The 23,151-nt window shown below is 72.4% G+C and carries 21 protein-coding genes; 5 read left to right on the top strand and 16 right to left on the bottom strand.

Annotated elements, in window-relative coordinates:
• Positions 1 to 7: 7 nt before the first annotated feature.
• The 7 genes from BJ982_RS37335 to BJ982_RS41070 form a co-directional block, all read right to left on the bottom strand.
• Entirely contained in the window at positions 8 to 532 is a 525-nt protein-coding gene (locus tag BJ982_RS37335) for an RDD family protein (RefSeq protein ID WP_184888002.1), read from the bottom strand.
• A gap of 75 nt (positions 533 to 607) precedes the next feature.
• Positions 608 to 1,759 (bottom strand): LLM class flavin-dependent oxidoreductase, encoded by a 1,152-nt coding sequence (locus tag BJ982_RS37340; RefSeq protein ID WP_184888004.1) that lies wholly within the window; start codon positions 1,757 to 1,759, stop codon positions 608 to 610.
• A 55-nt stretch (positions 1,760 to 1,814) separates the two neighbouring features.
• Positions 1,815 to 3,023: an SfnB family sulfur acquisition oxidoreductase gene (locus BJ982_RS37345; RefSeq protein ID WP_203958846.1), complete on the bottom strand. Its 1,209-nt coding sequence runs from the start codon at positions 3,021 to 3,023 to the stop codon at positions 1,815 to 1,817.
• 75 nt (positions 3,024 to 3,098) lie between these two features.
• Positions 3,099 to 3,653: an NADPH-dependent FMN reductase gene (gene ssuE / locus BJ982_RS37350; RefSeq protein WP_184888006.1), complete on the bottom strand. Its 555-nt coding sequence runs from the start codon at positions 3,651 to 3,653 to the stop codon at positions 3,099 to 3,101.
• 330 nt (positions 3,654 to 3,983) lie between these two features.
• Entirely contained in the window at positions 3,984 to 5,201 is a 1,218-nt protein-coding gene (locus BJ982_RS37355) for an acyl-CoA dehydrogenase family protein (protein WP_184888008.1), read from the bottom strand.
• A 50-nt stretch (positions 5,202 to 5,251) separates the two neighbouring features.
• A complete protein-coding gene (gene sfnG, locus BJ982_RS37360) occupies positions 5,252 to 6,382 on the bottom strand; it encodes a dimethylsulfone monooxygenase SfnG (protein ID WP_184888010.1) in 1,131 nt (376 codons plus the stop codon).
• A gap of 148 nt (positions 6,383 to 6,530) precedes the next feature.
• On the bottom strand, positions 6,531 to 6,650 hold the full coding sequence (locus tag BJ982_RS41070) for a putative leader peptide (RefSeq protein WP_373869591.1): 120 nt from the start codon (positions 6,648 to 6,650) through the stop codon (positions 6,531 to 6,533).
• Positions 6,651 to 6,845: 195 nt separating this feature from the next.
• On the opposite strand from BJ982_RS41070, the gene BJ982_RS37365 reads away from it, so the two are divergent.
• The 3 genes from BJ982_RS37365 to BJ982_RS37375 all read left to right on the top strand — a co-directional run bounded on the left by BJ982_RS37365 (position 6,846) and on the right by BJ982_RS37375 (position 10,329).
• Complete coding sequence (locus BJ982_RS37365) at positions 6,846 to 7,763, top strand: LysR family transcriptional regulator (RefSeq protein WP_184888012.1); 918 nt, start codon at positions 6,846 to 6,848, stop codon at positions 7,761 to 7,763.
• 53 nt (positions 7,764 to 7,816) lie between these two features.
• Positions 7,817 to 8,620, top strand: a complete 804-nt coding sequence (locus BJ982_RS37370) for a purine-nucleoside phosphorylase (RefSeq protein WP_184888014.1) — start codon at positions 7,817 to 7,819, stop codon at positions 8,618 to 8,620.
• Positions 8,621 to 8,697: 77 nt separating this feature from the next.
• The gene (locus BJ982_RS37375) at positions 8,698 to 10,329 is read left to right on the top strand and encodes a phospho-sugar mutase (RefSeq protein WP_184888016.1); all 1,632 of its coding nucleotides are present in this window, start codon (positions 8,698 to 8,700) and stop codon (positions 10,327 to 10,329) included.
• Positions 10,330 to 10,354: 25 nt separating this feature from the next.
• Here the strand turns inward: BJ982_RS37375 and BJ982_RS37380 are convergent, their stop codons facing one another.
• The 5 genes from BJ982_RS37380 to BJ982_RS37400 form a co-directional block, all read right to left on the bottom strand.
• A complete protein-coding gene (locus BJ982_RS37380) occupies positions 10,355 to 10,975 on the bottom strand; it encodes a PH domain-containing protein (RefSeq protein WP_184888018.1) in 621 nt (206 codons plus the stop codon).
• Between the two features lie 76 nt (positions 10,976 to 11,051).
• Positions 11,052 to 12,131 carry an adenosine deaminase gene (locus BJ982_RS37385; protein WP_184888020.1) on the bottom strand — a complete coding sequence of 360 codons (1,080 nt, stop codon included), beginning with the start codon at positions 12,129 to 12,131 and terminating at the stop codon, positions 11,052 to 11,054.
• Positions 12,132 to 12,227: 96 nt separating this feature from the next.
• Complete coding sequence (locus tag BJ982_RS37390; RefSeq protein ID WP_184888022.1) at positions 12,228 to 12,581, bottom strand: AraC family ligand binding domain-containing protein; 354 nt, start codon at positions 12,579 to 12,581, stop codon at positions 12,228 to 12,230.
• Between the two features lie 41 nt (positions 12,582 to 12,622).
• The gene (locus BJ982_RS37395; protein WP_184888024.1) at positions 12,623 to 13,267 is read right to left on the bottom strand and encodes an AMIN-like domain-containing (lipo)protein; all 645 of its coding nucleotides are present in this window, start codon (positions 13,265 to 13,267) and stop codon (positions 12,623 to 12,625) included.
• Positions 13,268 to 13,565: 298 nt separating this feature from the next.
• Positions 13,566 to 15,011 carry an MFS transporter gene (locus BJ982_RS37400; protein ID WP_239122680.1) on the bottom strand — a complete coding sequence of 482 codons (1,446 nt, stop codon included), beginning with the start codon at positions 15,009 to 15,011 and terminating at the stop codon, positions 13,566 to 13,568.
• An 86-nt stretch (positions 15,012 to 15,097) separates the two neighbouring features.
• Between BJ982_RS37400 and BJ982_RS37405 the strand changes: the two genes are divergently transcribed.
• Complete coding sequence (locus BJ982_RS37405; protein WP_184888028.1) at positions 15,098 to 15,484, top strand: MarR family transcriptional regulator; 387 nt, start codon at positions 15,098 to 15,100, stop codon at positions 15,482 to 15,484.
• Positions 15,485 to 15,586: 102 nt separating this feature from the next.
• Here the strand turns inward: BJ982_RS37405 and BJ982_RS37410 are convergent, their stop codons facing one another.
• Both BJ982_RS37410 and rpoB read right to left on the bottom strand, forming a co-directional pair.
• Positions 15,587 to 16,018: a PPOX class F420-dependent oxidoreductase gene (locus BJ982_RS37410; RefSeq protein WP_184608094.1), complete on the bottom strand. Its 432-nt coding sequence runs from the start codon at positions 16,016 to 16,018 to the stop codon at positions 15,587 to 15,589.
• 118 nt (positions 16,019 to 16,136) lie between these two features.
• On the bottom strand, positions 16,137 to 19,613 hold the full coding sequence (gene rpoB, locus BJ982_RS37415; RefSeq protein WP_221482443.1) for a DNA-directed RNA polymerase subunit beta: 3,477 nt from the start codon (positions 19,611 to 19,613) through the stop codon (positions 16,137 to 16,139).
• 403 nt (positions 19,614 to 20,016) lie between these two features.
• Between rpoB and BJ982_RS37420 the strand changes: the two genes are divergently transcribed.
• Positions 20,017 to 21,369 (top strand): FAD-binding oxidoreductase, encoded by a 1,353-nt coding sequence (locus tag BJ982_RS37420; RefSeq protein ID WP_239123621.1) that lies wholly within the window; start codon positions 20,017 to 20,019, stop codon positions 21,367 to 21,369.
• A gap of 13 nt (positions 21,370 to 21,382) precedes the next feature.
• Here BJ982_RS37420 and BJ982_RS37425 read toward each other — a convergent pair whose 3' ends face one another.
• Both BJ982_RS37425 and BJ982_RS37430 read right to left on the bottom strand, forming a co-directional pair.
• Positions 21,383 to 22,660, bottom strand: a complete 1,278-nt coding sequence (locus BJ982_RS37425; protein WP_184888032.1) for a thymidine phosphorylase — start codon at positions 22,658 to 22,660, stop codon at positions 21,383 to 21,385.
• A gap of 50 nt (positions 22,661 to 22,710) precedes the next feature.
• Positions 22,711 to 23,115 (bottom strand): cytidine deaminase, encoded by a 405-nt coding sequence (locus BJ982_RS37430; protein WP_275411768.1) that lies wholly within the window; start codon positions 23,113 to 23,115, stop codon positions 22,711 to 22,713.
• Positions 23,116 to 23,151: the final 36 nt, after the last annotated feature.

Below are 23,151 nucleotides of genomic sequence, written 5' to 3' on the forward strand. Positions count from 1 at the left end.
CGGCTGATCACGCGCGGCGGGAGTCCTCGATGACGACGGTGTCCGCCAGAAGGTCGTGAAGGCACCTCTTGCCCGGGCCGAGAAGCCATAGCTGGTCGGCGAAGGCGAGCGCGAGTCCGATGTAGGGCACCAGCACCACCAATGAATAGGAAGCGGCCCGCACTCCGGCCTGCCGCGACGTCAACGCGCCGCCGTCGAGGGAGACGACCTTGATGTGGCACAGCCTCTTGCCGAGCGTCCGCCCCCAGCGGAGGTGCGTGCCCCAGAAGTAGAGCGCCGCGATGACCCCCACCATGAGGTCGATGAACCAGTACGGATCACGGAAGGGGTTGCCGAAGTAGACCTCCAGCGCCCCTCCGGAGGAGTCCGGATACGCCCCGGCGGCCGAGCCTCCGAACCACCTCGGCTCCAGCAGGGCGGCGAGGCAGAGGTTGACGAGGAAGAGCAGGACGCCGTCGATCAGCATCGCGAGGAGACGGTGTCGCCGGGCGGCCACGGCGGGGCCCGCCATGACTTCGAGGGGGAGCGTCACCGGGCGATTATGTCAGCCCACCGCGGGGTCCCCGGCGATGTGAGCGAGGCCCCGGTGCGGCTCACGCTCACGGGCTCATCGTGTGGCGCCGGTGGCGAAGGGGACTTCGAGGGGGGTGTCGGCCGGGGTCGTGGGGTGGGTCCAGTGGCCGGAGGCGGAGAGTATCGGGAGGACGCCTTCGCCGAACCAGTACGCCTCCTCGACGTGGGGGTGGCCGGAGAGGATGAACTCGTCGATGCCGAGGCGGTGGTATTCGAGGATGCGCTCGGCCACCTCGGCGTGGCTGCCCACCAGGGCCGTGCCCGCGCCGCCGCGGACCAGGCCGATGCCGGCCCAGAGGTTGGGCGAGACCTCCAGGTCGGTGGTGCCGCCGCCGTGCAGGGCGAGCATGCGGCGCTGCCCCTCGGACTCGCTGCGGGCCAGCCCGGCCTGGACGGCGCGGACGGCCTCCGGGGAGAAGCCGTCCAGCAGGCGGCGCGCCTCCGCCCACGCCTCGGCCGCGGTGTCCCGGGTGATCACGTGCAGCCGGATGCCGAAGCGCGGCGTGCGCCCGGCCGCGGCGGCGAGCCCGCGCATCCAGTCCAGCTTCCTCTCGACGGCGGCGGGCGGCTCGCCCCAGGTCAGGTAGACGTCGCTGTGCCGGGCCGCGACCTCGCCGGCGGCCGGGGACGAGCCGCCGAAGTAGATGGGCGGGACCGGGTCGGGCAGGCGGGCGAGCCGGGCCTCCTCGACCTGGATGTGCTCACCCTTCGCGGTCACCGTCTCCCCCTGCCACAGGGCACGGACGATGGAGAGGAACTCTCCGGTGCGCGCGTAGCGGGCGTCCTTGTCGAGCCAGTCGCCGTACGCGCGCTGCTCGTGGCTCTCGCCGCCGGTGACCACGTTCAGCAGGAGCCGTCCGGGGGCGTACCGCTGGAAGGTGGCGGCCATCTGGGCGGCCAGGGTCGGGGAGACGACGCCGGGGCGGAACGCGACGAGGAACCTCAGCCGCTCGGTCTCCCGGGCGATCATGGCGGTGGTGAGCCAGGCGTCCTCGCACCAGGACCCGGTGGGGGTCAGCGCGCCCTCGAAGCCGAGCTGCTCGGCGGCGCGGGCGATCTGGGTGAGGTAGCCGAGCGTCGCGGGCCGCTGCCCGCCCGCCGCCCCCGCCGGAAGGCCGTGACCGCCGCCGACGACGTGACGGCTGTCCCCGTAGGTGGGGAGGAACCAGTGGAAGACCAGACTCATGGAAGGCTCCAGGAGGAAGAGGACGGCGGACGGGGCGCGTCCCGGAAAGACGGGGTCAGAGGAGGCCGTGGCGGGGCGGGAGGGTGCCGTTGAGGACGTAGCGGCCGATGTGCTGCACCTTCCACCGCACGGGGTCGTGCAAGGTGTGGGTGCGAGCGTCGCGCCAGTAGCGGTGCAGGTTGAGTCCGTCCAGGGCCGCGCGCGTGCCGCCCACCTCGAACAGCGCGTCCGCCGTCTCGACGGCCGCGGCGGCGGTCTGCGCCTTCGCGGCGGCGACGGCGATCGACGCCTCGGCCGCGGTGGCGTCGGTGAGGTCGGCGGTGGCGTCGTCGATCGCGCGGGCCGCGGCGGCGAGCAGGGCGTCGCCCGCGCGCACCTTCAGCGCGAGCTCGCCGAAGCGCTGGATGAGCAGCGGCTCCTCCGCCGCGGTGTCCAGCCCGCTCTCGAACCACGGCCGGCTCTTGGTGCGGACGAACGCGACGGCCTCCTCCAGCGCGGACGCGGCGATGCCCGCGTCGATGGCGGCGTGCAGCAGTTGCGCCACCGCGCCGTGCAGCTGGGGCCCCTGGAAGGTCAGGTGGTGCGGGACGACGCGGTCGGCGGGCACGGCGACGTCCTCCAGGCGGACGGTGCCGCTGGCGGTCGTGCGCTGCCCCATGCCGTCCCAGTCGTCCACCACGGTCACGCCGGGGGCGTCGCGCGGGACGTAGGCGACGTGCAGGGCGTCGTCCTCGGCGCGGGCCAGGACGGGGATCCAGTGGGCGAACAGCGCGCCGGTCGAGTAGTGCTTGAGGCCGTTGAGCAGGTAGCCGCCGCCGACGGGGGTGAGCCGGGTGCGGATGTCCTGGACGTGCCTGGTGCCCGCCTCGGACTGGGCGTTGCCGAAGCGGCGCCCGTCCAGCACCTCGCGGAAGAAGAACCGCCGCTGCTCCGGGGTGCCCTGGCGGCGCAGCACGTTGACGTAGACGAAATGGCTCTGCGGGATCTGCGCCAGGCTCGCGTCGCCCGCGGCGAGCAGGCGCATGACCTCGGCGAGGACGTGCGCGGGGACGTCGGCCCCCCCGTGCGAGGCGGGGATCGTGACGCCGAGCAGCCCGCTGGCCGAGAGACGGTCCAGCTCGGCGTGGGGCAGCTCGCGCCGCGCGTCCCGTTCCGAGGCGCCGGCACGGAAGGCGGCGGACAGCTCGCGGGCGACGGCCAGGGCCTCGGCCTCGTCGATGATCACGTGGGCGGTGTCGGCGGCCCTCGGGGGCGGCACGGGCACGGTATGCCTCCTGGTGTACGGGTCTGGATGGCCGGGCGTCGAGCGGGGCGCGCTCGCCGGGCGGGCTCGGGAGGGTCAGCAGACGGGCGCGGCCAGCGCGGAGCGGCCGAGCGCGGCGGAGAACCGGTCGAGGACGTCGTCGAGCGCGAGCTGGGTGTCCGGCTCGACCACGACGCCGCCGCCCTCCATGACGGTGATGTGCCGGTCCAGCACGAACCAGCCCTGCACGATGTGCGCCGCGCCCATGGAGGACAGGACGGGGCGCAGCGCGTAGTCGATGGCGAGGACGTGGGCGGTCGTGCCGCCGGTGGCGAGCGGGAGCACGGTCTTGCCCGCGAGCGCGTACTGCGGCAGCAGGTCCAGCAGGCACTTGAGCAGCCCGGAGTACGCCGCCTTGTACACGGGGGTGCCGATCACGAGGCCGTCGGCCCGGTCGATGAGCCTGCGGACCTCGACGAGCGCCGGGTGGTCGAAGTCGGCGCCGAGCAGGGCCTGCGCGGGCAGCAGGCGAACGTCCAGGGGGATCACGCTGTGATCTCGCGCGGCGAGCCCGGCGGCGAGGTGACGCAACAGACGGGCCGTGCGCGAGACCGGGGACGGGCTCCCTGAGACGGAGAGGATGGTGGCCATGGAGGATCACCTCGGTGACGAGCGGAGCGGCGGGTGAGAGGAGGCGGGGGCGAGGTACGAGGTGGTGCGCCGGACCGGTATGCCGTGCGCGCGGCGTACCGGTCCGGCGTGCGGACGGTCGGTCGGGGACCGGGAGGCGCACGCAGGCGGCGTGTCCCCGGAGGCTCGGAGCCGGACGGTCGTGGAAGGCCCGGAGGCCGGAGGTGGACGGTGACGGACGGCTCCGAGGCCCGTGACCCGGAGGTGGACCGGGATGGACGGCTCCGGGGACCGGATGCAGGGAGGCGGACGGTGGTGGACGGACTCTGGGTCCGGCGGGGCGGGGTGGGGTCAGGAGTACCAGGTCGGTTCGGGGAGGTCTCCGGTGAGGATGTGGCGGCCGATTTCGCGGCGCTTGTAGGCGACGGGGTCGTGCAGCGTGTGGGTGCGGACGTTGCGCCAGAACCGGTCGAGGCCCTGGCCGGTGGTGGTGGCCCGCGCCCCGGTGACCTCGAAGATGCGGCTGGTGACCTCCAGGGCGACCTCGGTGCTGACGGCCTTGGCGGCGGCGACCCTGACCTCGAACCTGCCGCGGTCGGCCGGGGTGACCGCGTCGGGGTCGTCGTGCAGCGGCTGGCCTTCCTCCGCCACCCGGTCGGCCAGGGCCTCGGCGGCCCACAGCTTGGCCGTGAGGTCGCCGTAGGCGTCGATGACGTACGGCTCGTCGGTCGCCTTCTCGTAGCCGCCGTGCAGCCAGGCGCGCGACCGGGTGCGCGTGTAGGCGGCGGCGGTCTCCAGGGCGCCGGCGGCGATGCCGAGGTAGAAGTTGACGAAGACGAGCTGGATGGTCGGCACGTTGAGCGTGTTGTAGACGCGGGGCCGGAACTCCTTGTCGACGTATCCCGCGGCGCCGGCCCAGGGCGCGCGCACCCCGTCGAGGGTGACGCTGCCGCTCTCGGTGAGGCGCTGGCCGATGTTGTCCCAGTCGTCGTTGAAGGTCAGCCCGGGGCTGCCGGAGGGGACGATGGCGAAGACGTGCTTGTCGGTGCCGTCGAGCACGCCTTCCAGGACGGTGACGTCGGAGACCTTGCCGCCGGTGGAGAAGGACTTGTGCCCGCTGAACACCAGCGTGTCGCCCTCGTCGCGGACGACCACGTCGTCGTCGCGGGGGTTGACGGCGCCGCCGAAGAACCACCGGCCGCGCGCGGCCTCGGCCTCGACCTGCTCCCACTGCTCGCGGGTGCCGACGAGGCGGGCGGCCCAGTTCCACAGGTAGTGATAGCCGAGCAACTGGCCGATCGAGCCGTCGGCCTTGGCGACCTCGCGGACCACCTTGTAGGCGGTGGGCCACTTCTGGCCGCCACCACCGTGCTCGGCGGGCCCGAGCAGGGTGACCAGGCCGGAGTCCTTGAGCAGGCGGATCTCGTCGTGCGGGGTGGCTCCGGCGCGGTCGCGGGCGGCGGCGTCGACGGCGAGGACGGCGGCCACCTCGGTCGCGCGCTTGATCCAGCCCTGGGGGTCGGTGGGGCCGGGGAGTGCCTTCCAGTCCGCGGGTGCGGCGATGCTCATGCGCGTCTCCTCGGATGTGAGGGGGTGTGAGAGGAATGGGGATGGGTGGGTCACACACGCGCCGGCGCGGAGGCGCTTGTCTCCTCGGGAAGCTGTGATTCCAGTTCGCGGACGAGCGGGAGGACCCGCTTGCCGAACTGCTCGACCTCCTCCAGGTAGTGAAGGAAGCCGAGCAGGAACAGGTCGACCCCGAGGCGCTTGTAGGCGACGATCCGCTCGGCGATCCGCTCGGGCGTGCCGATGAGACCGGTGCGGAAGCCGTCGTTGTACTGGACCAGGTCTTCGAAGGTGGAGTCCTGCCACATGCCCTTGCCGTCGGCCGTGGACCGGCCCGCCTGCCGGACGGCGGCGCCGAAGCCGCGCACGGCCTCGGTGTCGGCCTTGGCCACGATCTCGCGCAGGACCTCGCGGGCCTCCGCCTCGGTGTCCCTGGCGATCAGGAAGCCGTTCAGCCCGAACCGGACGCGGCGGCCGGCCGCCGCGGCGGAGGCGCGCACGTCGCGGAGCTGCTCGGTGACGCCGTCGAAGTCCTTGCCGTTGCTGAAGTACCAGTCGGAGACCCGGCCGGCCATGGCGCGGGCCGCGGTGGAGTTGCCGCCCTGGAAGATCTCCGGGTGGGGACGGCCCGGGACGGCGAGCGGCTTGGGCTTGAGCGTGAAGTCGCGGACGCGGTAGAAGTCGCCGGCAAGCTCGGCGTGGTCCTCGGTCCAGATGGCGCGCAGCGCGCGGATGAACTCCTCCGAGCGCCGGTACCGCTCGTCGTGCTCCAGCCAGGGCTCGCCGAGCGCGGTGAACTCGGCCTTGAACCAGCCGCTGACGACGTTCACCGCGAAACGCCCGCCGGACAGGTGGTCGGCGGTGGCGCCGAGCTTGGCCAGCACGCCGGGGTGCCACAGCCCGGGGTGGACGGCGGCGATGACCTTGAGCCGCTGGGTGGCGAGCAGCAGGGCCAGGCTGAAGCCGGTCGACTCGTGCTGGTACTCGGCGCCGTAGCCGGCCATGTAGCGGACCTGGCTGAGCGCGTAGTCGAACCCGCTGTTCTCGGCGAGGACGGCCAGCTCGCGGTTGTAGTCGTACCCCCAGTCGGTGCGCTGTTCGATCGTGCTCGTGACCAGGCCACCGCTGACGTTCGGGACCCAGTAGGCGAAGCGCAGGGGTTCTGGGGCCGGCTGGACGGACATGGTTGACTCCCGGACGGGTGAAGGAGGCATGAAGAAGCCGTGGAGCGGCCATGGAACGGCCATGGAGCGGCACGGCGAAGGGGCGGGGCGCGGACGGGCCGCCGGCGCACGGGGTGTTCGCGGCGGGGGTCGCCGGGTGCGGGTGGGGTCAGGCCGAGACGGTGCGGCTCGGCGTTCCGCGCCGGGCGCGGGGCCGACAGAGGGCGCTGGAGACGCGGACGAGGTCGACGTGGCGGCGGCAGGTGAGCTGTCGGGGACCCTTCTTCATCGCGCCATCTCCTCGCGGCACCTCGGACGATCGGTCGGTCCGGGCGGCCCGCCTCGCGCGGGGCCCGTACGTCCCTGTCGATCTATTTGCAACTTTACCGATAGGATAGCTTGGTAGTCGATTAGGTATCCGCGAAGCGGTGATAGGGCGACCCTTCCACCGGGCCGCGGGTGATCGGCGGGAAGGGACGGGCCCGTGCGCATCGAGCAGCTTGAGTACATCGCCGCCGTCACCCGCCTCGGGTCGCTGCGCCGCGCGGCCGAGGCGCTCCACCTGTCACAGCCGGCGCTGAGCGAGACCGTCCGCAACCTGGAGCGCGAGCTCGGCGTGGACATCCTGGACCGCAGGCGGTCCGGCGCGAAGATCAGCGACGAGGGGCGCGAGCTGCTGCCGCACATCATCGGCGTGCTGGACGCCGTGGACCGGCTGCGCCGCGCGGCCGGCGAGCAGCACCACAGCAGCCGCATGGTCCGCCTCGGCACGGTGAACGCGGCCACCGTCCCGCTGCTGGTGCCGGTCGTCCGCGAGTTCCGCGCCTCCTACCCGCGCACGCAGGTGGAGGTCGTCCAGGCCCAGCAGGCCGACATCCACCGGGGCCTGCTGGAGGGCGGCCTGGACCTGGGACTGGTCAACTACCTCGCGGGCGACGACCTGCCGCCGGGCTTCCACACGACCGAGCTGCTGCGCGGCCGCCCGGTGGCGTGCGTGCGGACCGGCAGCCCTCTCGCGGCGCTGCCCGCGCTCACCCCGGACGACCTGCTGACCGAGCCGCTGATCGCCATGCGGTCCGGGTACGTCATGCACCGGTACCTGCACCGCCTCCTGGAGGGCCGGAACCCGGCGTTCTCCTACTCCATGGACGGGGCCGAGATGGGCAAGCTGATGGTCGCCGAAGGGCTCGGCGTCACGGTCCTGCCCGACTTCAGCGTCCTGGACGACCCGCTGGAGAGGTGCGGGGCGATCACCTCCCGGCCCATCGAGGGGGACGACACCGAGGTCCTGCTGGTGCTCCAGCGTCCCCTGGCCGGGTCGGCGCCGCGCGCCGCCCGCGACCTGCACGCGCTCTTCGTGGCCACCGCCACGGCCCGTACGGCGCGCGCGGCCGCCCCCTGACCGCGCGCGGGTCCCGTGCGGATCGACGCTATCGCCCGGTAGCCTCGGTGAACGTGAGCAATGACGCGTATGCCCTCGCCGCGGAGGCCGCGGTCGCGCTGAAGGAGCTGACCGGGGTCGACTCCTTCGACGTGGCCCTCGTCATGGGGTCGGGCTGGGTCCCGGCCGCCGACGCGATCGGGACGACGATCTCCGAGCACCGGGTGACCGAGCTGCCCGGCTTCAGCGCGCCGTCCGTCGCCGGCCATTCCGGGGTGATCCGCGCCGTGGACACCGAGTCCGGGCGCAAGGCCCTCATCTTCCTGGGCCGCACCCATCTGTACGAGGGCAGGGGCGTGGCGCCGGTCGTGCACGGGGTGCGCACCGCGATCGCGGCCGGGGCCGGGACGGTCGTGCTCACCAACGCCGCCGGAGGTCTGCGGCCGGAGGTGCAGAACGTCGGCGACCCCGTGCTGATCAGCGACCACATCAACCTCACGGGCGCCAACCCCATCACCGGGGCGACGTTCGTGGACCTGACCGAGGTCTACTCGCCGCGGCTGCGCGAGCTGGCCCGCGAGGCCGATCCGTCGCTGGCGGAGGGGGTGTACGTCGCGTTCCGCGGCCCGACGTACGAGACGCCGGCCGAGATCCGCATGCTGCGCGCGCTCGGCGGTGACCTGGTCGGCATGTCCACCGTGCTGGAGGCCATCGCGGCGCGGGAGGGCGGCGCCGAGGTGCTCGGCGTCTCGCTGGTGACGAACCCGGGCGCCGGGCTGGCCGGGACGCCGCTCGACCACCAGGACGTGCTGGCGGTGGGCCGGGCGACCGCGGCCCGCATGGGCGTGCTGCTCGCCAAGGTCGTCGGCAAGCTCTGAGGCCGTGCCACCGAGGCGTGCCACGCCTCGGGCCGGCCTATTGCGACATACGCACATTCATGCGAGTAAGGGCGGCGATGACTGATCTCGTGCGGCGGGCCGAGGAGTGGCTGGCGCAGGACCCGGACCCCGAGACGCGCGAGGAGCTGCGCCGCCTCCTCGACGCCGGCGACACGGCCGGGCTCCAGGACCGTTTCGGGGCCAAGCTGGAGTTCGGCACCGCCGGGCTGCGCGGCGAGCTCGGCGCCGGGCCCAACCGCATGAACCGCGTGACCGTGATGCGCGCCGCCGCCGGGCTGGCCGCACGGCTCGGCCCCGGCCGGCACGTCGTCATCGGGTACGACGCCCGGCACAACTCCGACGTCTTCGCCCGCGACTCCGCGGCGGTGCTGACCGGGGCCGGGCTGCGGGTCTCGCTGATGGACGAGCACCGGCCGACCCCGGTCCTCGCCTTCGCCGTACGGCACCTGGGCGCGGACGCCGGGATCATGGTGACCGCGTCGCACAATCCGCCCCGGGACAACGGCTACAAGGTGTACTGGGGCGACGGGGCGCAGATCGTGCCGCCGCTCGACGAGGAGATCTCGGCCGTCATCGACGCGGTCGGCCCGGTCGACGCGCTGCCGCTGGGCGGCGCGTGGGAGACGCTGGCCGACGCGGCGATCGTCGAGCCGTACCTGGCCGCCGTCACCGCCCTGCCGCTGGGCGAGGCCCGTGACCTGAGCGTCGCCTACACGCCCATGCACGGCGTGGGCGGCGCACTGCTGCGCCGGGCGTTCGGCGCCGCCGGGTTCGCGAAGCCGTCCGTCGTCAGGGCGCAGTTCACCCCGGACCCGGACTTTCCCACGGTCGCGTTCCCGAACCCGGAGGAGCCCGGCGCGATGGACCTCGCGCTGAAACTGGCGGGCGAGACCGGGGCCGACCTGATCATCGCCAACGACCCCGACGCCGACCGCTGCGCCGTGGGCGTGCCGCTGCCCGGCGGCGGGTACCGCATGCTGACCGGCGACGAGGTGGGCGGCCTGCTCGGCGAGTACGTCATCACGCGCACCTCCGGCCCGGGACGGCTGGTCGCCGCCTCGATCGTGTCGTCGTCCCTGCTCGGGAAGATCGCCGAGGCGCACGGGGTGCGGCACGCCGAGACGCTCACCGGCTTCAAGTGGATCGTCAGGGCCGGGGACGGGCTGGTCTACGGGTACGAGGAGGCGCTCGGGTACACGGTCGGCGGCGACCGGGGGCTGCCGGTGCGGGACAAGGACGGCATCGGGGCCGCGCTCACGATCGCCGCGCTGGCGGCCGAGGCGCGGCGCGACGGGCTGACGCTGCTGGACCTGCTGGACCGGCAGGCGCGGGCGTACGGGCTGCACGCGACCGCGCAGCTCTCGGTGCGCGTGGACGATCTGTCGCTCATCGCCGGCGCCATGGCGCGGCTGCGGTCCGCCCCGCCGGCGCGGCTCGGCGACCACGCGGTGGTGTCCGCCGACGACCTCGCCGCGGGCGTCGACGGCCTGCCGCCCACGGACGGGCTGCGCTACCGCCTGTCCGGCGGCGCGCGCGTGGTGATCCGCCCCTCGGGCACCGAGCCGAAGCTGAAGTGCTACCTGGAAGTGGTGCTGCCGGCCGGGGACGAGGTGGCCGCCGCCCGCGCCCGCGCGGAGGACGCCCTGTCCTCGCTGCGCACGGCGGTCGCGGCGGCTCTGGCGCTCTGACCGTTTCGCGGACCGGGGCGGCCGGTCAGGTGACGATGAGGGCGGCGATGACGAAGACGAAGGCGGCGGCGAGCGCGGACAGGGCCGACGGCGACCACGTCATGGTGAGAGGACGGCGCTCGCCGGGGTCGCGGGACTTCTTCTCGGCCGTGTCGGTGAGCTGCTGGGCCACCCAGTCGGCGTGGGTGCGGCCCGCCATGGCCGTCAGCGCGGCCTGCTCGGCCTTGGAGACCTGCGGCCGGCTCGTCGGGTAGCGCCCCTGCTTGGCCGGGGTGGCGACCGTCCCGCGCCGCACGGCCTTGGCCCGCTCGCGCGCCGACGCCTGCGGCGTCCAGCAGCGGACGCTGCTGTCGCCGGACTCGATGGTGATCGCGTGCGAGACCTGGACGCCGTCCACGGCCTTCCACGGCACGAAGACGTTGCGCAGCGGGTTGCGCACGAGGATGCCGTCCTCGCGGGGGACGATGGCCGGGCGCAGGCAGCCGACGAAGACGGCCGCGGTGAGCACCGCGAGGACCGCGCCCGCCACCATGGCCGACGGGATGCGGCCGTTGAGGATCAGATCGGCGCCGTTGAACGCGGCGAAGGCCATCCACACCCAGCCGAGAACCCAGGCCGTCTTGGAACGGAAAATCTGAGGCTTCACCGCTCGCTCACCGTCACCCTCCCGCTTCGCCGTGCGGTCACCACGGTAACGCCTGCGGCGTGATGCTCAAGCCCGCTCACGCCTGCCATTTGAGCTGCGCGAAGCCGGGCTTGATGACCCCATTGATCAGCGCGAGACGCTCGTCGAACGGGATGAAGGCGGACTTCATGGCGTTGACCGTGAACCACTGCAGGTCATCCCACCCGTACCCGAAGGTCTCGACCAGCCGGGCGAACTCCCGGGACACGCTGGTGTCGCTCATCAGCCGGTTGTCGGTGTTGACGGTGACGCGGAAGTAGAGGCGGCGCAGCAGGCCGATCGGGTGCTCGGCGAGCGAGGTCGCCGCGCCCGTCTGCAGGTTGGACGTCGGGCACATCTCCAGCGGGATGCGCTTGTCGCGGACGTAGGCGGCCAGGCGGCCGAGCTTGGCGGCGCCGTCCTCGGCGACCTGGATGTCGTCGATGATGCGCACGCCGTGCCCGAGGCGGTCGGCGCCGCACCACTGGATGGCCTGCCAGATCGACGGCAGGCCGAAGCCCTCGCCGGCGTGGATGGTGAAGTGCGCGTTCTCGCGCTGGAGGTACTCGAAGGCGTCCAGGTGGCGGGTGGGAGGGTAGCCCGCCTCGGCGCCGGCGATGTCGAAGCCGACCACGCCGACGTCGCGGTACCGCACGGCCAGCTCGGCGATCTCCATGGACCTGGCCTGGTGGCGCATGGCGGTGAGCAGCGCGCCCACGCGGATGCCCCGGCCCTCCGAGCCCTGCCGGAACCCTTCGAGCACGGCCTCGACGACCTGGTCCAGGCTGAGCCCGCGGGAGGTGTGCAGCTCGGGGGCGTACCGCACCTCGGCGTAGACGACGCCGTCGTCCGCGAGGTCCTCGGCGCACTCGGCGGCGACGCGCACGAGGGCGTCGCGGGTCTGCATCACGCCGACGGTGTGGGCGAAGGTCTCCAGGTAGCGCTCCAGCGACCCGGAGTCGGACGCCTCGCGGAACCACGCGCGCAGCTCCTCGACGTCGCCGGTCGGGAGGCCGTCGTAGCCGGTCTCCCGCGCGAGCTCGACGACGGTGCGCGGCCGGACGCCGCCGTCGAGGTGGTCGTGCAGCAGGACCTTGGGCGCCTGGCGGATCTCGTCGAGCGTTGGCTGGTGGGTCATCGCAACATCCTAAGCAGTGCCCCGGGTGAGGGCCGCGGCCCGCTTTCTCACGGCACGGCGTCGCCCCCGGGCCGTGGCGGACGGGGACGCGGCGGGTCAGGCGTCGCGGCCCGCCGTCTCGGGCGAGAAGGCGGGCAGGCACACCGCGATGTACTCGGCGCCGTCCGGCCCGGCCGCGTAGCGGATCTTCTCGCCCGGGTGGCTGACGAACGCCTCGCCCGCGCCGACCTCGGTCACGCCTTCCTCGTGCTCGACGACGACCACGCCGCGCAGCACGAGGGTGTACTCGGCGAACTCCGGGGTCTGGGCGGGTTCCTCCCAGCCGGCGGGGGCCACCATGCGGGCGATGGACACCTCGGCGTCGCCGCTGTTGACGCGGCCGACGTACTCGTCGATGACCTTGCCGCCGGGCACCGGGACGCGGGTCGCCCCCGCTATTTTGCGCACCACGCGGCCAGTCTAGACCGCGACCGCGGCCGGGCACCGCCGTGCTAGTGGGCGATGTCGATGACCAGGCGGTACGGCGCCGCCTGCTCGTCCACCCTGAAGGCCGCGCGGTGGCGCAGCACCAGGCCGATGGTGACGGCGCCCTCGAAGTCGCCGGTCCGCACGACGCTCTGGAGGTTCGGCAGGCCGGCGCGCAGGACCCGCTCCCACGTCGGCTTGCCGTCCTCGGTGTGCGCCCCGGCGGGGCTGATGGAGACCTGGAGGTAGGCGCCGCCCTTGACGGGGACGGGGTCACCCGAGCCGTCCTGCAACAGTTGGGCGACCCAGCGGACGCGGTAGCCGGTGGGGGCGCCCCGCAGGTCGATGACCGCCCGGTCGTACCCCTCGTGCCCGGCGTAGCGGACGCCCGTGACGAGGGGCGGGCTCGCGGGGCTGCGCTTGACCTGGACGGGCTCGCCGCGGGTGGGCGGTGGCTGGTCGGGCGTGGCGGCCGTGTGGCTGCGCGACGGGGTGACCGGCACCTCAGTGGGGGTCACGGCGGGGGTCGCCGGGGCGCCGGACGCGGGGGCGGAAGGGGTGACGGAGACGGTCGCGGTGACCGTGGCGCCGGGGGGCGGGCCTGCGTCGTTCCCGCACGCCGCTAGGAGCGCGAGCGGGGCGATGGCGATGGCGGCGGCGGTCCTTCTCATGGCCTCGACCTCCTGGGATCGTCGGTCCGTGGAACGGTCCCGCCTGGTGTGGCCGGGCCCGGATTCCACCGGTGCCGCGACCGCGGGCGGTCCCGTGCGCTGGTCCCCGGGGGCGCGGCCGGTTCCCGCTGCGTGATTTCTTTGATGCCGAGAATGCCTCAGGCGTTCGGCCGGAAACGTGAGATCCCGAAAATGTGTCCGATGTGCCCGGTAACAAGGGTGGAGCCCCCGGCGCGCGCGGCGCCGGGGGCTCGTCGGTGGCCCTGGACAGGGCGGTCGGTGATCGCGGTGAACGCGGTCAGATGGTCTCCAGCACCTTCGCGTCCTCGGCCGCGGAGACGGTCTCCGTCGCGCCCGAGGTCCGGGTGCGGATGAGGCCGGTGAGGGCGATGCCGAGCCCGACGAGGGCGATGACGGCGCAGACGACGAAGGAGGACCGGACGGCCGACATGGTGACCGCGCCCCCGTCGGCGGTCGCCACGGCGGTCACGACGGCCAGCACGAGCGCGCCGCCGACCTGGCCGGAGGTGTTGAGCAGCCCGGAGGCCAGCCCCTGCTCGTCGTCCGGCACCCCGGCCGTCGCCTGGATGTTCAGCGACGGGAAGGTGAGCGCGAAGGCGACGCCCAGCAGCACCATGCCGGGGATGACCATCGTCGCCAGGCTGGGGTGGTCGCCCGCGCGGAGGAAGACGACGTACCCTCCGGCCAGCGCGAGCGAGCCGATGGCGATCAGCCGGGCGGTGCCGAACCGGTCGGCGAGGTCGCCCATCTTGCTGGAGGTGACGGCGACGAGAAGGCCGGCGGGGAGGAACGCCAGCGCGGTCTGCAGGGCCGACCATCCGAGCAGGTTCTGGAAGTACTGCATCGCGACGAACTGGAAGCCGACGTAGGACCCGAAGAGGATCACGAGCCCCAGGTTCGCGCGCACCAGCGGGCCGGACCTGAGGATGCCGAACCTGACCAGCGGGTGCTTGACGCGCAGTTCCGCGGCGATGAACAGCGCGAGCAGGACCACGGCTCCCGCGACGCCGCCGAGGGTGCGGGCCGACGTCCATCCGGCCTCGGGCGCCTGGACGACGGTGAACACGAACAGCAGCATCGAGCCGGTGATGGTGGTCGCGCCGACGAGGTCGTAGCCGCCGGTGGCGCGCTCCTCCCCCGAGTGCCGGGGCAGCAGCTTGAAGCCCGCCACGAGCGCGATGATCGCGACCGGCACCGGCATGAGGAACGTCCAGCGCCAGCCGAGCTCGGTGAGGAAGCCGGACAGGACGAGGCCGAGCGAGAACCCGCTCGCGCCGCAGGCGGTGAAGATGCTCAGCGCCCGGTTGCGCGCCGGCCCTTCGTGGAAGGTGGTGGTGATGATGGACAGCGCGGCCGGCGCGGTGAACGCGGCGCTGATGCCCTTGACGAACCGCGCGGCGATCAGGAGCGCCCCGTTGTCCACGATGCCGCCGAGCAGCGAGGCCACGGCGAAGACCGCGAGCGCGATGAGGAACACGCGGCGGCGTCCGAGCAGGTCGGCGGTGCGCCCGCCGAGCAGCAGCAGCCCGCCGTACCCCAGGACGTAGCCGCTGACCACCCACTGCAGGGACGAAGTGCTGAGGCCGAGGTCGGCCTGGATCGACGGAAGGGCCACTCCGACCATAGAGACATCGAGGGCGTCGAGGAAGACGACGGCGCACAGCACGGTCAGCGCCCCCCAGAGGCGCGCATCCCATCGTTGGCTTGGTGAGGAGGGGATCATGAGCAAGGACACTACATGCACATGCATTCAATGCACAAGCATTTAATTCGCGTGCATCTATTGAGTGTGCATGCTATAGTCCGGACATGGACGACACCGATGTCGTGGGCTCCTGGCGCGAGCTGCTCGCCCGCCACGCGACGACCTGGTGCGCGCTGGACCGTGAGCTGCACGACAAGCACGATCTCGGCGTCAGCGACTTCGAGGTCCTCGACCGGATGTCGGAGTCCGAGCACGGCAAGTACCGCGTCCAGGAACTGGCCGACGCCGTCCACCTCAGCCAGAGCGCGCTGTCACGCCTGATCTCCCGGCTGGAGAAGGCCGGGCTGGTGTGCCGCAACATGTGCCCCGACGACCGGCGCGGGGTCTTCGTCCAGATCACCGAGGACGGCCGCCGCCGCCACGCCGAGGCGCTCCCCACCCATCGCGCCGTCCTCAGCCAGAGACTCGCCAAGGACCCCGCCGCCCTCTGAACGTCCCTGGCCCGTACGGCTTGGGCGCACGTCCCGCGCGGGCGACGTCCGTGATCCCTCACGCCACGCCGCCCGCGGGTGCGGAACCTCTGCCTGGCGCCGTCAGCGCAGTTTGCGGCCGTAGACGCGCTCGACCGTCATCGTCATCAGCACCCGGCGGTCGGACACCATCACCGACCGGTACTCCTCCCAGTCCGGGTGCTCCCCCGCGGCGCTGCGGTAGTAGCCCACCAGGGCCTCGACCTCGGGGCCGTGCGGGTCGGTCCCCGGCCCGACGAGGGTCGCGGTGCCCTCGGCGGTGGCCCACGACCCGCCGTCCGGGCCGGTGACCTCCAGCGAGACCCGGGGGTCCCTGCGCAGGTTCGCCGTCTTGGCGCGTCCCTCCGTCATCGAGACGTAGACGACGCCCGCCTCCCGGTCGTAGTACGGCGTGACCGGAGAAAGCTGGGGGCGGCCGTCCTTCTTGATCGTCGCGAGCACGCCCAGCCTGCTCTCGGCGAGCAGCGCGTGCGGGTCGAATGCGGTGGCGGTCATGTCCACGGTCAACCGCCGCCCCGGCGCCGGCTATTCCGCACGCCGCGCGCCCCCCTGAACCGCGGCGGACCCCGGCGGGGCCGCGCTCTGGCGGCCGCGCCGGGGTCCGCGGCGTCGCTCACACGTCGTCGATGGTCAGCGCGCCTTCGTTGGGACGGCGGGTGAGGTCGATGCCGAGCTCCTCCGCGGCGCGGAAGACGTCCTCGTCGGTGTCGCGCATCTCGATGGACATGCCGTCGCTGGAGAGCACCTCGACGTTGAGGCACAGCGACTGCATCTCCTTGATGAGCACCTTGAAGGACTCAGGGATACCCGGCTCGGGGATGTTCTCGCCCTTGACGATCGCCTCGTAGACCTTCACCCGGCCGAGGACGTCGTCGGACTTGATGGTCAGCAGCTCCTGCAGGGCGTAGGCGGCGCCGTAGGCCTCCAGCGCCCACACCTCCATCTCACCGAAACGCTGGCCGCCGAACTGGGCCTTACCGCCCAGCGGCTGCTGAGTGATCATGGAGTACGGACCGGTCGACCGCGCGTGCAGCTTGTCGTCCACCAGGTGGTTGAGCTTGAGGATGTACATGTACCCGACCGCGATGGGGTGGTCGAACGGCTCGCCGGTACGCCCGTCGAACAGCCGGGCCTTGCCGTCCGACCGCACCATGCGGTCGCCGTCCCGGTTGGGGATGGTGTGGTCGAACAGGCCGACGATCTCCTGCTCCTCTGCGCCGTCGAAGACGGGGGTGGCCACGTTGGTGCGCGGCTCGACCTGGCCGAAGCCCTTGTCGCGCAGCCGCTCGGCCCAGGCCTCCTGGATGCCGGTGATGTCCCAGCCGCGGGCGGCGATCCACCCCAGGTGGGTCTCCAGCACCTGGCCGACGTTCATCCGGCCGGGCACGCCCAGCGGGTTGAGGATGATGTCCACCGGCGTGCCGTCCTCCAGGAACGGCATGTCCTCCACCGGAAGGATCTTGGAGATCACGCCCTTGTTGCCGTGCCGGCCCGCCAGCTTGTCCCCATCGGTGATCTTCCGCTTCTGCGCCACGTACACGCGCACCAGCTCGTTGACCCCCGGCGGCAGCTCGTCGCCGTCCTCCCGGGAGAACACCCGGACCCCGATGACCTTGCCCATCTCCCCGTGCGGCACCTTCAGCGAGGTGTCACGCACCTCACGCGCCTTCTCCCCGAAGATCGCCCGCAGCAGCCGCTCCTCCGGCGTCAGCTCCGTCTCACCCTTCGGCGTGACCTTGCCCACCAGAATGTCCCCCGGCGTCACCTCGGCGCCGATGCGGATGATGCCCCGCTCGTCGAGATCGGCCAGCACCTCCTCCGACACGTTGGGGATGTCACGGGTGATCTCCTCGGGACCCAGCTTGGTGTCCCGCGCGTCGACCTCGTGCTCCTCGATGTGGATCGAGGACAGCACATCGTCCTGCACCAGACGCTGCGACAGGATGATCGCGTCCTCGTAGTTGTGCCCCTCCCACGGCATGAACGCCACCAGGAGGTTCTTGCCCAACGCCATCTCACCGTCGTCGGTGGAGGGACCGTCGGCGATGACCTGCCCGCGTTCGACCCGGGCCCCTTCGTCCACGATGGGCTTCTGGTTGAAGGACGTGCCCTGGTTGGAGTGCTTGAACTTGGCCAGGCGGTAGGTGATCCGGGTGGCGTCGTCGTTGTGCACGGTGACGTAGTCGGCCGAGACCTCCTCCACCACGCCCGCCTTCTCGGCGGTGATCACGTCACCCGAGTCGGTCGCGGCGCGGTACTCCATGCCCGTGCCGACCAGCGGCGCCTCCGCGCGCAGCAGCGGCACCGACTGGCGCTGCATGTTCGCGCCCATCAGCGCGCGGTTGGCGTCGTCGTGCTCCAGGAACGGGATCATCGCGGTGGCGACCGACACCATCTGGCGTGGCGACACGTCGATGTAGTCGACCTCGCCGGCGCGGACCAGTTCGGTCTCGCCGCCCTTGATGCGGACCAGGACGCGCGACTCGGTGAAGGTGCCGTCCGGGGCGAGCACGGTGTTGGCCTGCGCGATGACGTGCCTGTCCTCCTCGTCGGCGGTCAGGTAGTCGACCTCTTCGGTCACCCGGCCGTCCACGACCTTGCGGTACGGCGTCTCGACGAAGCCGAACGAGTTCACCCGGGCGTAGCAGGCGAGGTAGCCGATGAGGCCGATGTTCGGGCCTTCCGGCGTCTCGATCGGGCACATGCGGCCGTAGTGGGACGGGTGCACGTCCCGCACCTCCACGCCGGCACGCTCACGCGACAGACCGCCCGGGCCCAGCGCGGACAGACGCCGCCTGTTCGTGAGACCGGCCAGCGGGTTGACCTGGTCCATGAACTGCGACATCTGGGAGGTGCCGAAGAACTCCTTCATCGACGCCACGACCGGGCGGATGTTGATCAGGCTCTGCGGCGTGATCGCCTCGACGTCCTGGGTGGTCATGCGCTCGCGCACCACCCGCTCCATGCGGGCCAGACCCAGACGCACCTGGTTCTGGATCAGCTCGCCCACCGTGCGCACGCGGCGGTTGCCGAGATGATCGATGTCGTCGGTCTCGACGATCAGCGTTCTCCCGCCGCCCGGCATCTCGGCCTCGCCCGCGTGGAGGCGGACGATGTACTCGATCGCGGTGACGATGTCGTCCTCGGTGAGCGTGCCCTGGGTGATGTCGGCGTCGACGCCGAGCTTTTTGTTGATCTTGTACCGGCCGACCTTGGCCAGGTCGTACCGCTTGGGGTTGAAGTACAGGTTCTCCAGCAGCGTCTGCGCCGACTCCTTGGTCGGCGGCTCGCCCGGACGCAGCTTGCGGTAGATGTCCAGCAGCGCGTCGTCCTGACCGGAGGTGTGATCCTTCTCCAGCGTCGCCCGCATCGACTCGTACCGACCGAACCGCTCAAGGATCTGCTCGCTGGTCCAGCCCAGCGCCTTCAACAGCACCGTCACGGCCTGCTTGCGCTTACGGTCCACGCGGACGCCGACGCTGTCGCGCTTGTCGATCTCGAACTCCAGCCACGCTCCCCTGGACGGGATCACGCGGCAGCCGAAGAGGTCCTTGCCCGACACCTTCTCCACGGTGCGTTCGAAGTAGACGCCGGGCGAGCGGACGAGCTGGGAGACGACGACACGCTCGGTGCCGTTGATGATGAAGGTGCCCTTGGGCGTCATGAGCGGGAAGTCGCCCATGAACACCGTCTGGCTCTTGATCTCGCCGGTGGTGTTATTGATGAACTCCGCCGTGACGAACATCGGGGCGGAGAAGGTCATGTCCTTGTCTTTGCACTCATCGACCGAGTACTTGGGCGGCTCGAACCGGTGATCACGGAACGACAAGGACATCGTCCCGGAGAAGTCCTCAATCGGACTGATCTCCTCGAAGATCTCTTCGAGACCGGACTGGGCCGGAACGTCCTTGCGCCCGGCCTGGCGAGCCGCCTCCACCCGCGACCGCCATTTCTCATTGCCCACCAGCCAGTCGAACGACTCGGTCTGCAGAGCGAGAAGATCGGGAACTTCCAGCGGCTCCTGAATGCGCGCGAAAGAAACGCGGCGGGGACCGGCGGGTACGGCGAAGGCATTGCGCGAGGCTGCCAACAGATGTCCTTCCGAAGGCGCGGACCGGCTGCGCGTGCCGAGGGACCTCGCGATGTGAGCAAGCATCACAAGTCGTCAAAGGGGCAGCGCGAGAGGTCAATATAGCCCGGAAGGCAAAAGGACGTCAACACGTTACCATGAGAGTCAATCTCCTGGTCGCCATCAGGATGACAGACGACCACGGAACAGTCAAGGGCATCGGCCCCCCGTCCAGAACGGCGAGAACGGCGAGACCCCGGTCGCTCCGCGCCGTCCAGCGGGCCGGCCCGAGCGTAGACGCCCAGCCGCTCGCCCGGCGCCTAGTCATCTCCTAGTCGGTCCCAAACCGTCCGCAACCGCGCCGCGAGAGCCTGCGGAGTGAACGGCGCCGAGGACGGCGCCCGCAGCGAGCAGGAGAACAAGCGTGACATCCATCGGCACCGACCTTCGTCGCTCCGTACGCGGCCGGATCCTCGTCCCCGGCGACGACGCCTTCGAGACCGCCCGGCTGCCCTGGAACCGCGCGGTCGACCAGCGGGTCGTGGCGGTCGCGGAGATCGAGGACGCGGCCGACGCCGCGGCCGTCGTCCGGTACGCCGGGCGGGCCGGGCTCGGCGTCGCCGCGCAGGCGACCGGGCACGGCGCGACCGCGCGCCTCGACGGGACGATCCTGGTCCGCACCGGCCGGCTGCGCGGAGTCGAGGTGAATCCGGCGCGGCCGACCGCCCGCGTGGAGGCGGGCGTCCAGTGGGGCGAGCTGCTGGCCGTGACCGCCGAACACGGCCTGACCGGGCTTCCCGGCAGCTCTCCCGTCGTCGGCGTCACCGGCTACACCCTCGGCGGCGGGATGAGCTGGTTCGGCCGCCGCCACGGCCTGGCCGCCGACGCCGTGCGCGCCGTCGAGGTCGTCGACGCCGCCGGCGTCCCGGCACGGGTGACCGCGGAGTCGGACCCCGACCTGTTCTGGGCCCTGCGCGGCGGAGGCGGCGACTTCGCGCTGGTGACGGCGATGGAGCTCGACCTGCATCCCGTGCCCGCGCTGTACGGCGGGCGGGTGCTGTGGCCCGCGGACCGCGCCCCGGAGGTCCTGGCCGCGTTCCGCGAGGTGACCGCCACGGCTCCGGAGGAGCTGACGGTCTGGTTCACCATGCTCGCCTTCCCCCCGTTCCCCGAGATCCCCGAGCCGCTCCGCGGCCGCACCGCCGTCGCGATCGACACCACCTTCCTCGGCGGCGAAGAGGAGGCGCGGGACCTGCTCCGGCCCTTCGCGCGCATCCCGGGGGCGCTTCTGGACACCCGGGCGGCCATGGCCGTGGACACGATCGGCGACATCTGCGCCGAGCCGACCCAGCCGGTTCCCAGCACGCAGCGGGGCGAAGTGCTGACCGGCCTCGGCGACGACGTCGCCGGCGACCTGCTCGACGCGGTGGGCGCGGTCGCGCCGCTGGCCTCGGTGCAGATCCGCCACCTCGGCGGCGCGCTGAGCCGTCCGGCGCCCGGCTCCGGCGCGTGCGGCCACGTCGCCGAGCCGTACCTGCTGGGGATGGTCGGCCCCGTCCCCACCCCCGAGGCCGCGCAGGCGGTCGGCCTGCGCCAGGCGGAGATCGCCCACGCGCTGACGCCGCACACCACCGGCCGCAAGCCGTTCAACTACCTGGGAAAGGAAGAGACGGCCGCCTCGGCGTTCCCCGGCGACGTACTGGAACGGCTCCGCGGCATCAAGCGCGACCGCGACCCGTCGGGGGTGTTCCGCGCCGGTCAGCCTGTGCTGCCCTAGGGCGGCGCCGGGTTCAGGCGGTGATCCGGTCGATCACCAACGGGAGCAGGGTGGGGTCGGCTCCCGTCCCGACCTCGTAGGCGCCTTCCAGCGCCTCCAGGGCGCGGGAGAAACGGCCCGGCTCGTCGGCGTGCAGGGTGAGGAGCGGCCGGCCCTCCTGGACGGTGTCGCCGGGCTTGGCGTGCAGGGTCACGCCGGCCCCGGGGGAGACCGCGTCCTCCTTGCGGGCGCGCCCGGCCCCGAGGCGCCACGCCGCGAGCCCGACCGCGTAGGCGTCCAGCCGGGACAGCACCCCGGACGCGGGCGCGGCGACCTCCAGGGTCTCGGCGGCCACGGGCAGCGGCGCACCGGGGTCGCCGCCCTGGGCGCGGATCATGCGCCGCCAGGAGTCCATCGCCGAGCCGTCCTTCAGGGCGGTCTCGGGGTCCTTGCCGGACACCCCGGCGGCGGCGAGCATCTCGCGGGCGAGCCGCACGGTCAGCTCCACCACGTCGGACGGCCCGCCGCCCGCCAGCACCTCGACCGACTCGGCCACCTCCAGGGCGTTGCCGACGGCCAGGCCGAGGGGGCGGTCCATGGCGGTGAGCAGGGCGACGGTGGCGACCCCGTGGTCGGTGCCGAGCTCGACCATCGTGCGCGCCAGCTCGCGGGCCGTGGTGGTGTCCTTCATGAACGCGCCGGAGCCGACCTTGACGTCCAGCACGAGCGCGCCCGTGCCCTCGGCGATCTTCTTGGACATGATGGACGACGCGATGAGCGGGATCGACTCCACGGTGCCGGTGACGTCACGCAACGCGTACAGCTTCTTGTCGGCTGGGGCGAGGCCGTCCCCGGCCGCGCACACCACCGCGCCGGCCTCGCGCAGCACGGCGAGCATCTCGTCGTTGGACAGGGACGCCCGCCAGCCGGGGATGGACTCCAGCTTGTCGAGCGTGCCGCCGGTGTGGCCGAGGCCGCGGCCGGAGAGCTGCGGGACGTAGGCCCCGCAGGCGGCGACGAGCGGCGCCAGCGGCAGGGTGATCTTGTCGCCGACGCCGCCGGTGGAGTGCTTGTCGGTGGTCGGGAGATCCAGCCCGGACCAGTCCATGCGCGAGCCCGAGCGGATCATGGCCTCGGTCCACCGGCCGATCTCGCCGCGCTCCATGCCGCGCAGCAGGATCGCCATGGCCAGGGCGGACATCTGCTCGTCCGCGACCTCGCCCCGGGTGTAGGCGTCGACCACCCAGGCGATCTGCTCGGCGGACAGCGCGCGGCCGTCCCGTTTGGTGCGGATGACGTCGATCGCGTCCATGAACTCCATGCTCTCCGAAATATCCCGTGGTCGCGCCGACGCGCGGACGGTCAGGCTCCCCGGGACAGGTCATCGGGGCCGAAGGCGAGCGGCAGGATCCGCGCCATCGTCCAGGGCCCCTCGGGGGTGTCCACGAGCAGCTCGGGGCCGCCGTGCTCGAACAGCAGCTGCCGGCAGCGCCCGCACGGCATGAGCGGCTCGCCGTGGCCGTCCACACAGGCGAAGGCGACGAGACGGCCCCCGCCCGAGGCGTGCAGCGCGGAGACGAGGCCGCACTCGGCGCACAGGCCGAGGCCGTAGGAGGCGTTCTCGACGTTGCAGCCGGTGACCACGCGGCCGTCGTCCACCAGCGCGGCGGCGCCGACGGGGAACTTGGAGTACGGCGCGTACGCGTGCGTCATCGCCTCGGCCGCGTGGCGGCGCAGCGCCTCCCAGTCGACCTCTTCAGGACTCACCTCTGGACCCCTTCCCGCGGGAACGCCTGTCACGGA

The organism is Sphaerisporangium siamense, assembly GCF_014205275.1.
Lineage (GTDB): Bacteria > Actinomycetota > Actinomycetes > Streptosporangiales > Streptosporangiaceae > Sphaerisporangium > Sphaerisporangium siamense.

Bases quoted from the DNA above. Each gene is read 5' to 3' on its own strand.
- BJ982_RS37340 (WP_184888004.1), bottom strand. From the start codon at position 1,759: ATGAGTCTGGTCTTCCACTGGTTCCTCCCCACCTACGGGGACAGCCGT.
- ssuE (WP_184888006.1), bottom strand. From the start codon at position 3,653: ATGGCCACCATCCTCTCCGTCTCAGGGAGCCCGTCCCCGGTCTCGCGC.
- BJ982_RS37355 (WP_184888008.1), bottom strand. From the start codon at position 5,201: ATGAGCATCGCCGCACCCGCGGACTGGAAGGCACTCCCCGGCCCCACC.
- sfnG (WP_184888010.1), bottom strand. From the start codon at position 6,382: ATGTCCGTCCAGCCGGCCCCAGAACCCCTGCGCTTCGCCTACTGGGTC.
- BJ982_RS41070 (WP_373869591.1), bottom strand. From the start codon at position 6,650: ATGAAGAAGGGTCCCCGACAGCTCACCTGCCGCCGCCACGTCGACCTC.
- BJ982_RS37375 (WP_184888016.1), top strand. From the start codon at position 8,698: ATGACTGATCTCGTGCGGCGGGCCGAGGAGTGGCTGGCGCAGGACCCG.
- BJ982_RS37385 (WP_184888020.1), bottom strand. From the start codon at position 12,131: ATGACCCACCAGCCAACGCTCGACGAGATCCGCCAGGCGCCCAAGGTC.
- BJ982_RS37395 (WP_184888024.1), bottom strand. From the start codon at position 13,267: ATGAGAAGGACCGCCGCCGCCATCGCCATCGCCCCGCTCGCGCTCCTA.
- BJ982_RS37400 (WP_239122680.1), bottom strand. From the start codon at position 15,011: ATGATCCCCTCCTCACCAAGCCAACGATGGGATGCGCGCCTCTGGGGG.
- BJ982_RS37405 (WP_184888028.1), top strand. From the start codon at position 15,098: ATGGACGACACCGATGTCGTGGGCTCCTGGCGCGAGCTGCTCGCCCGC.
- BJ982_RS37410 (WP_184608094.1), bottom strand. From the start codon at position 16,018: ATGACCGCCACCGCATTCGACCCGCACGCGCTGCTCGCCGAGAGCAGG.
- BJ982_RS37425 (WP_184888032.1), bottom strand. From the start codon at position 22,660: ATGGACGCGATCGACGTCATCCGCACCAAACGGGACGGCCGCGCGCTG.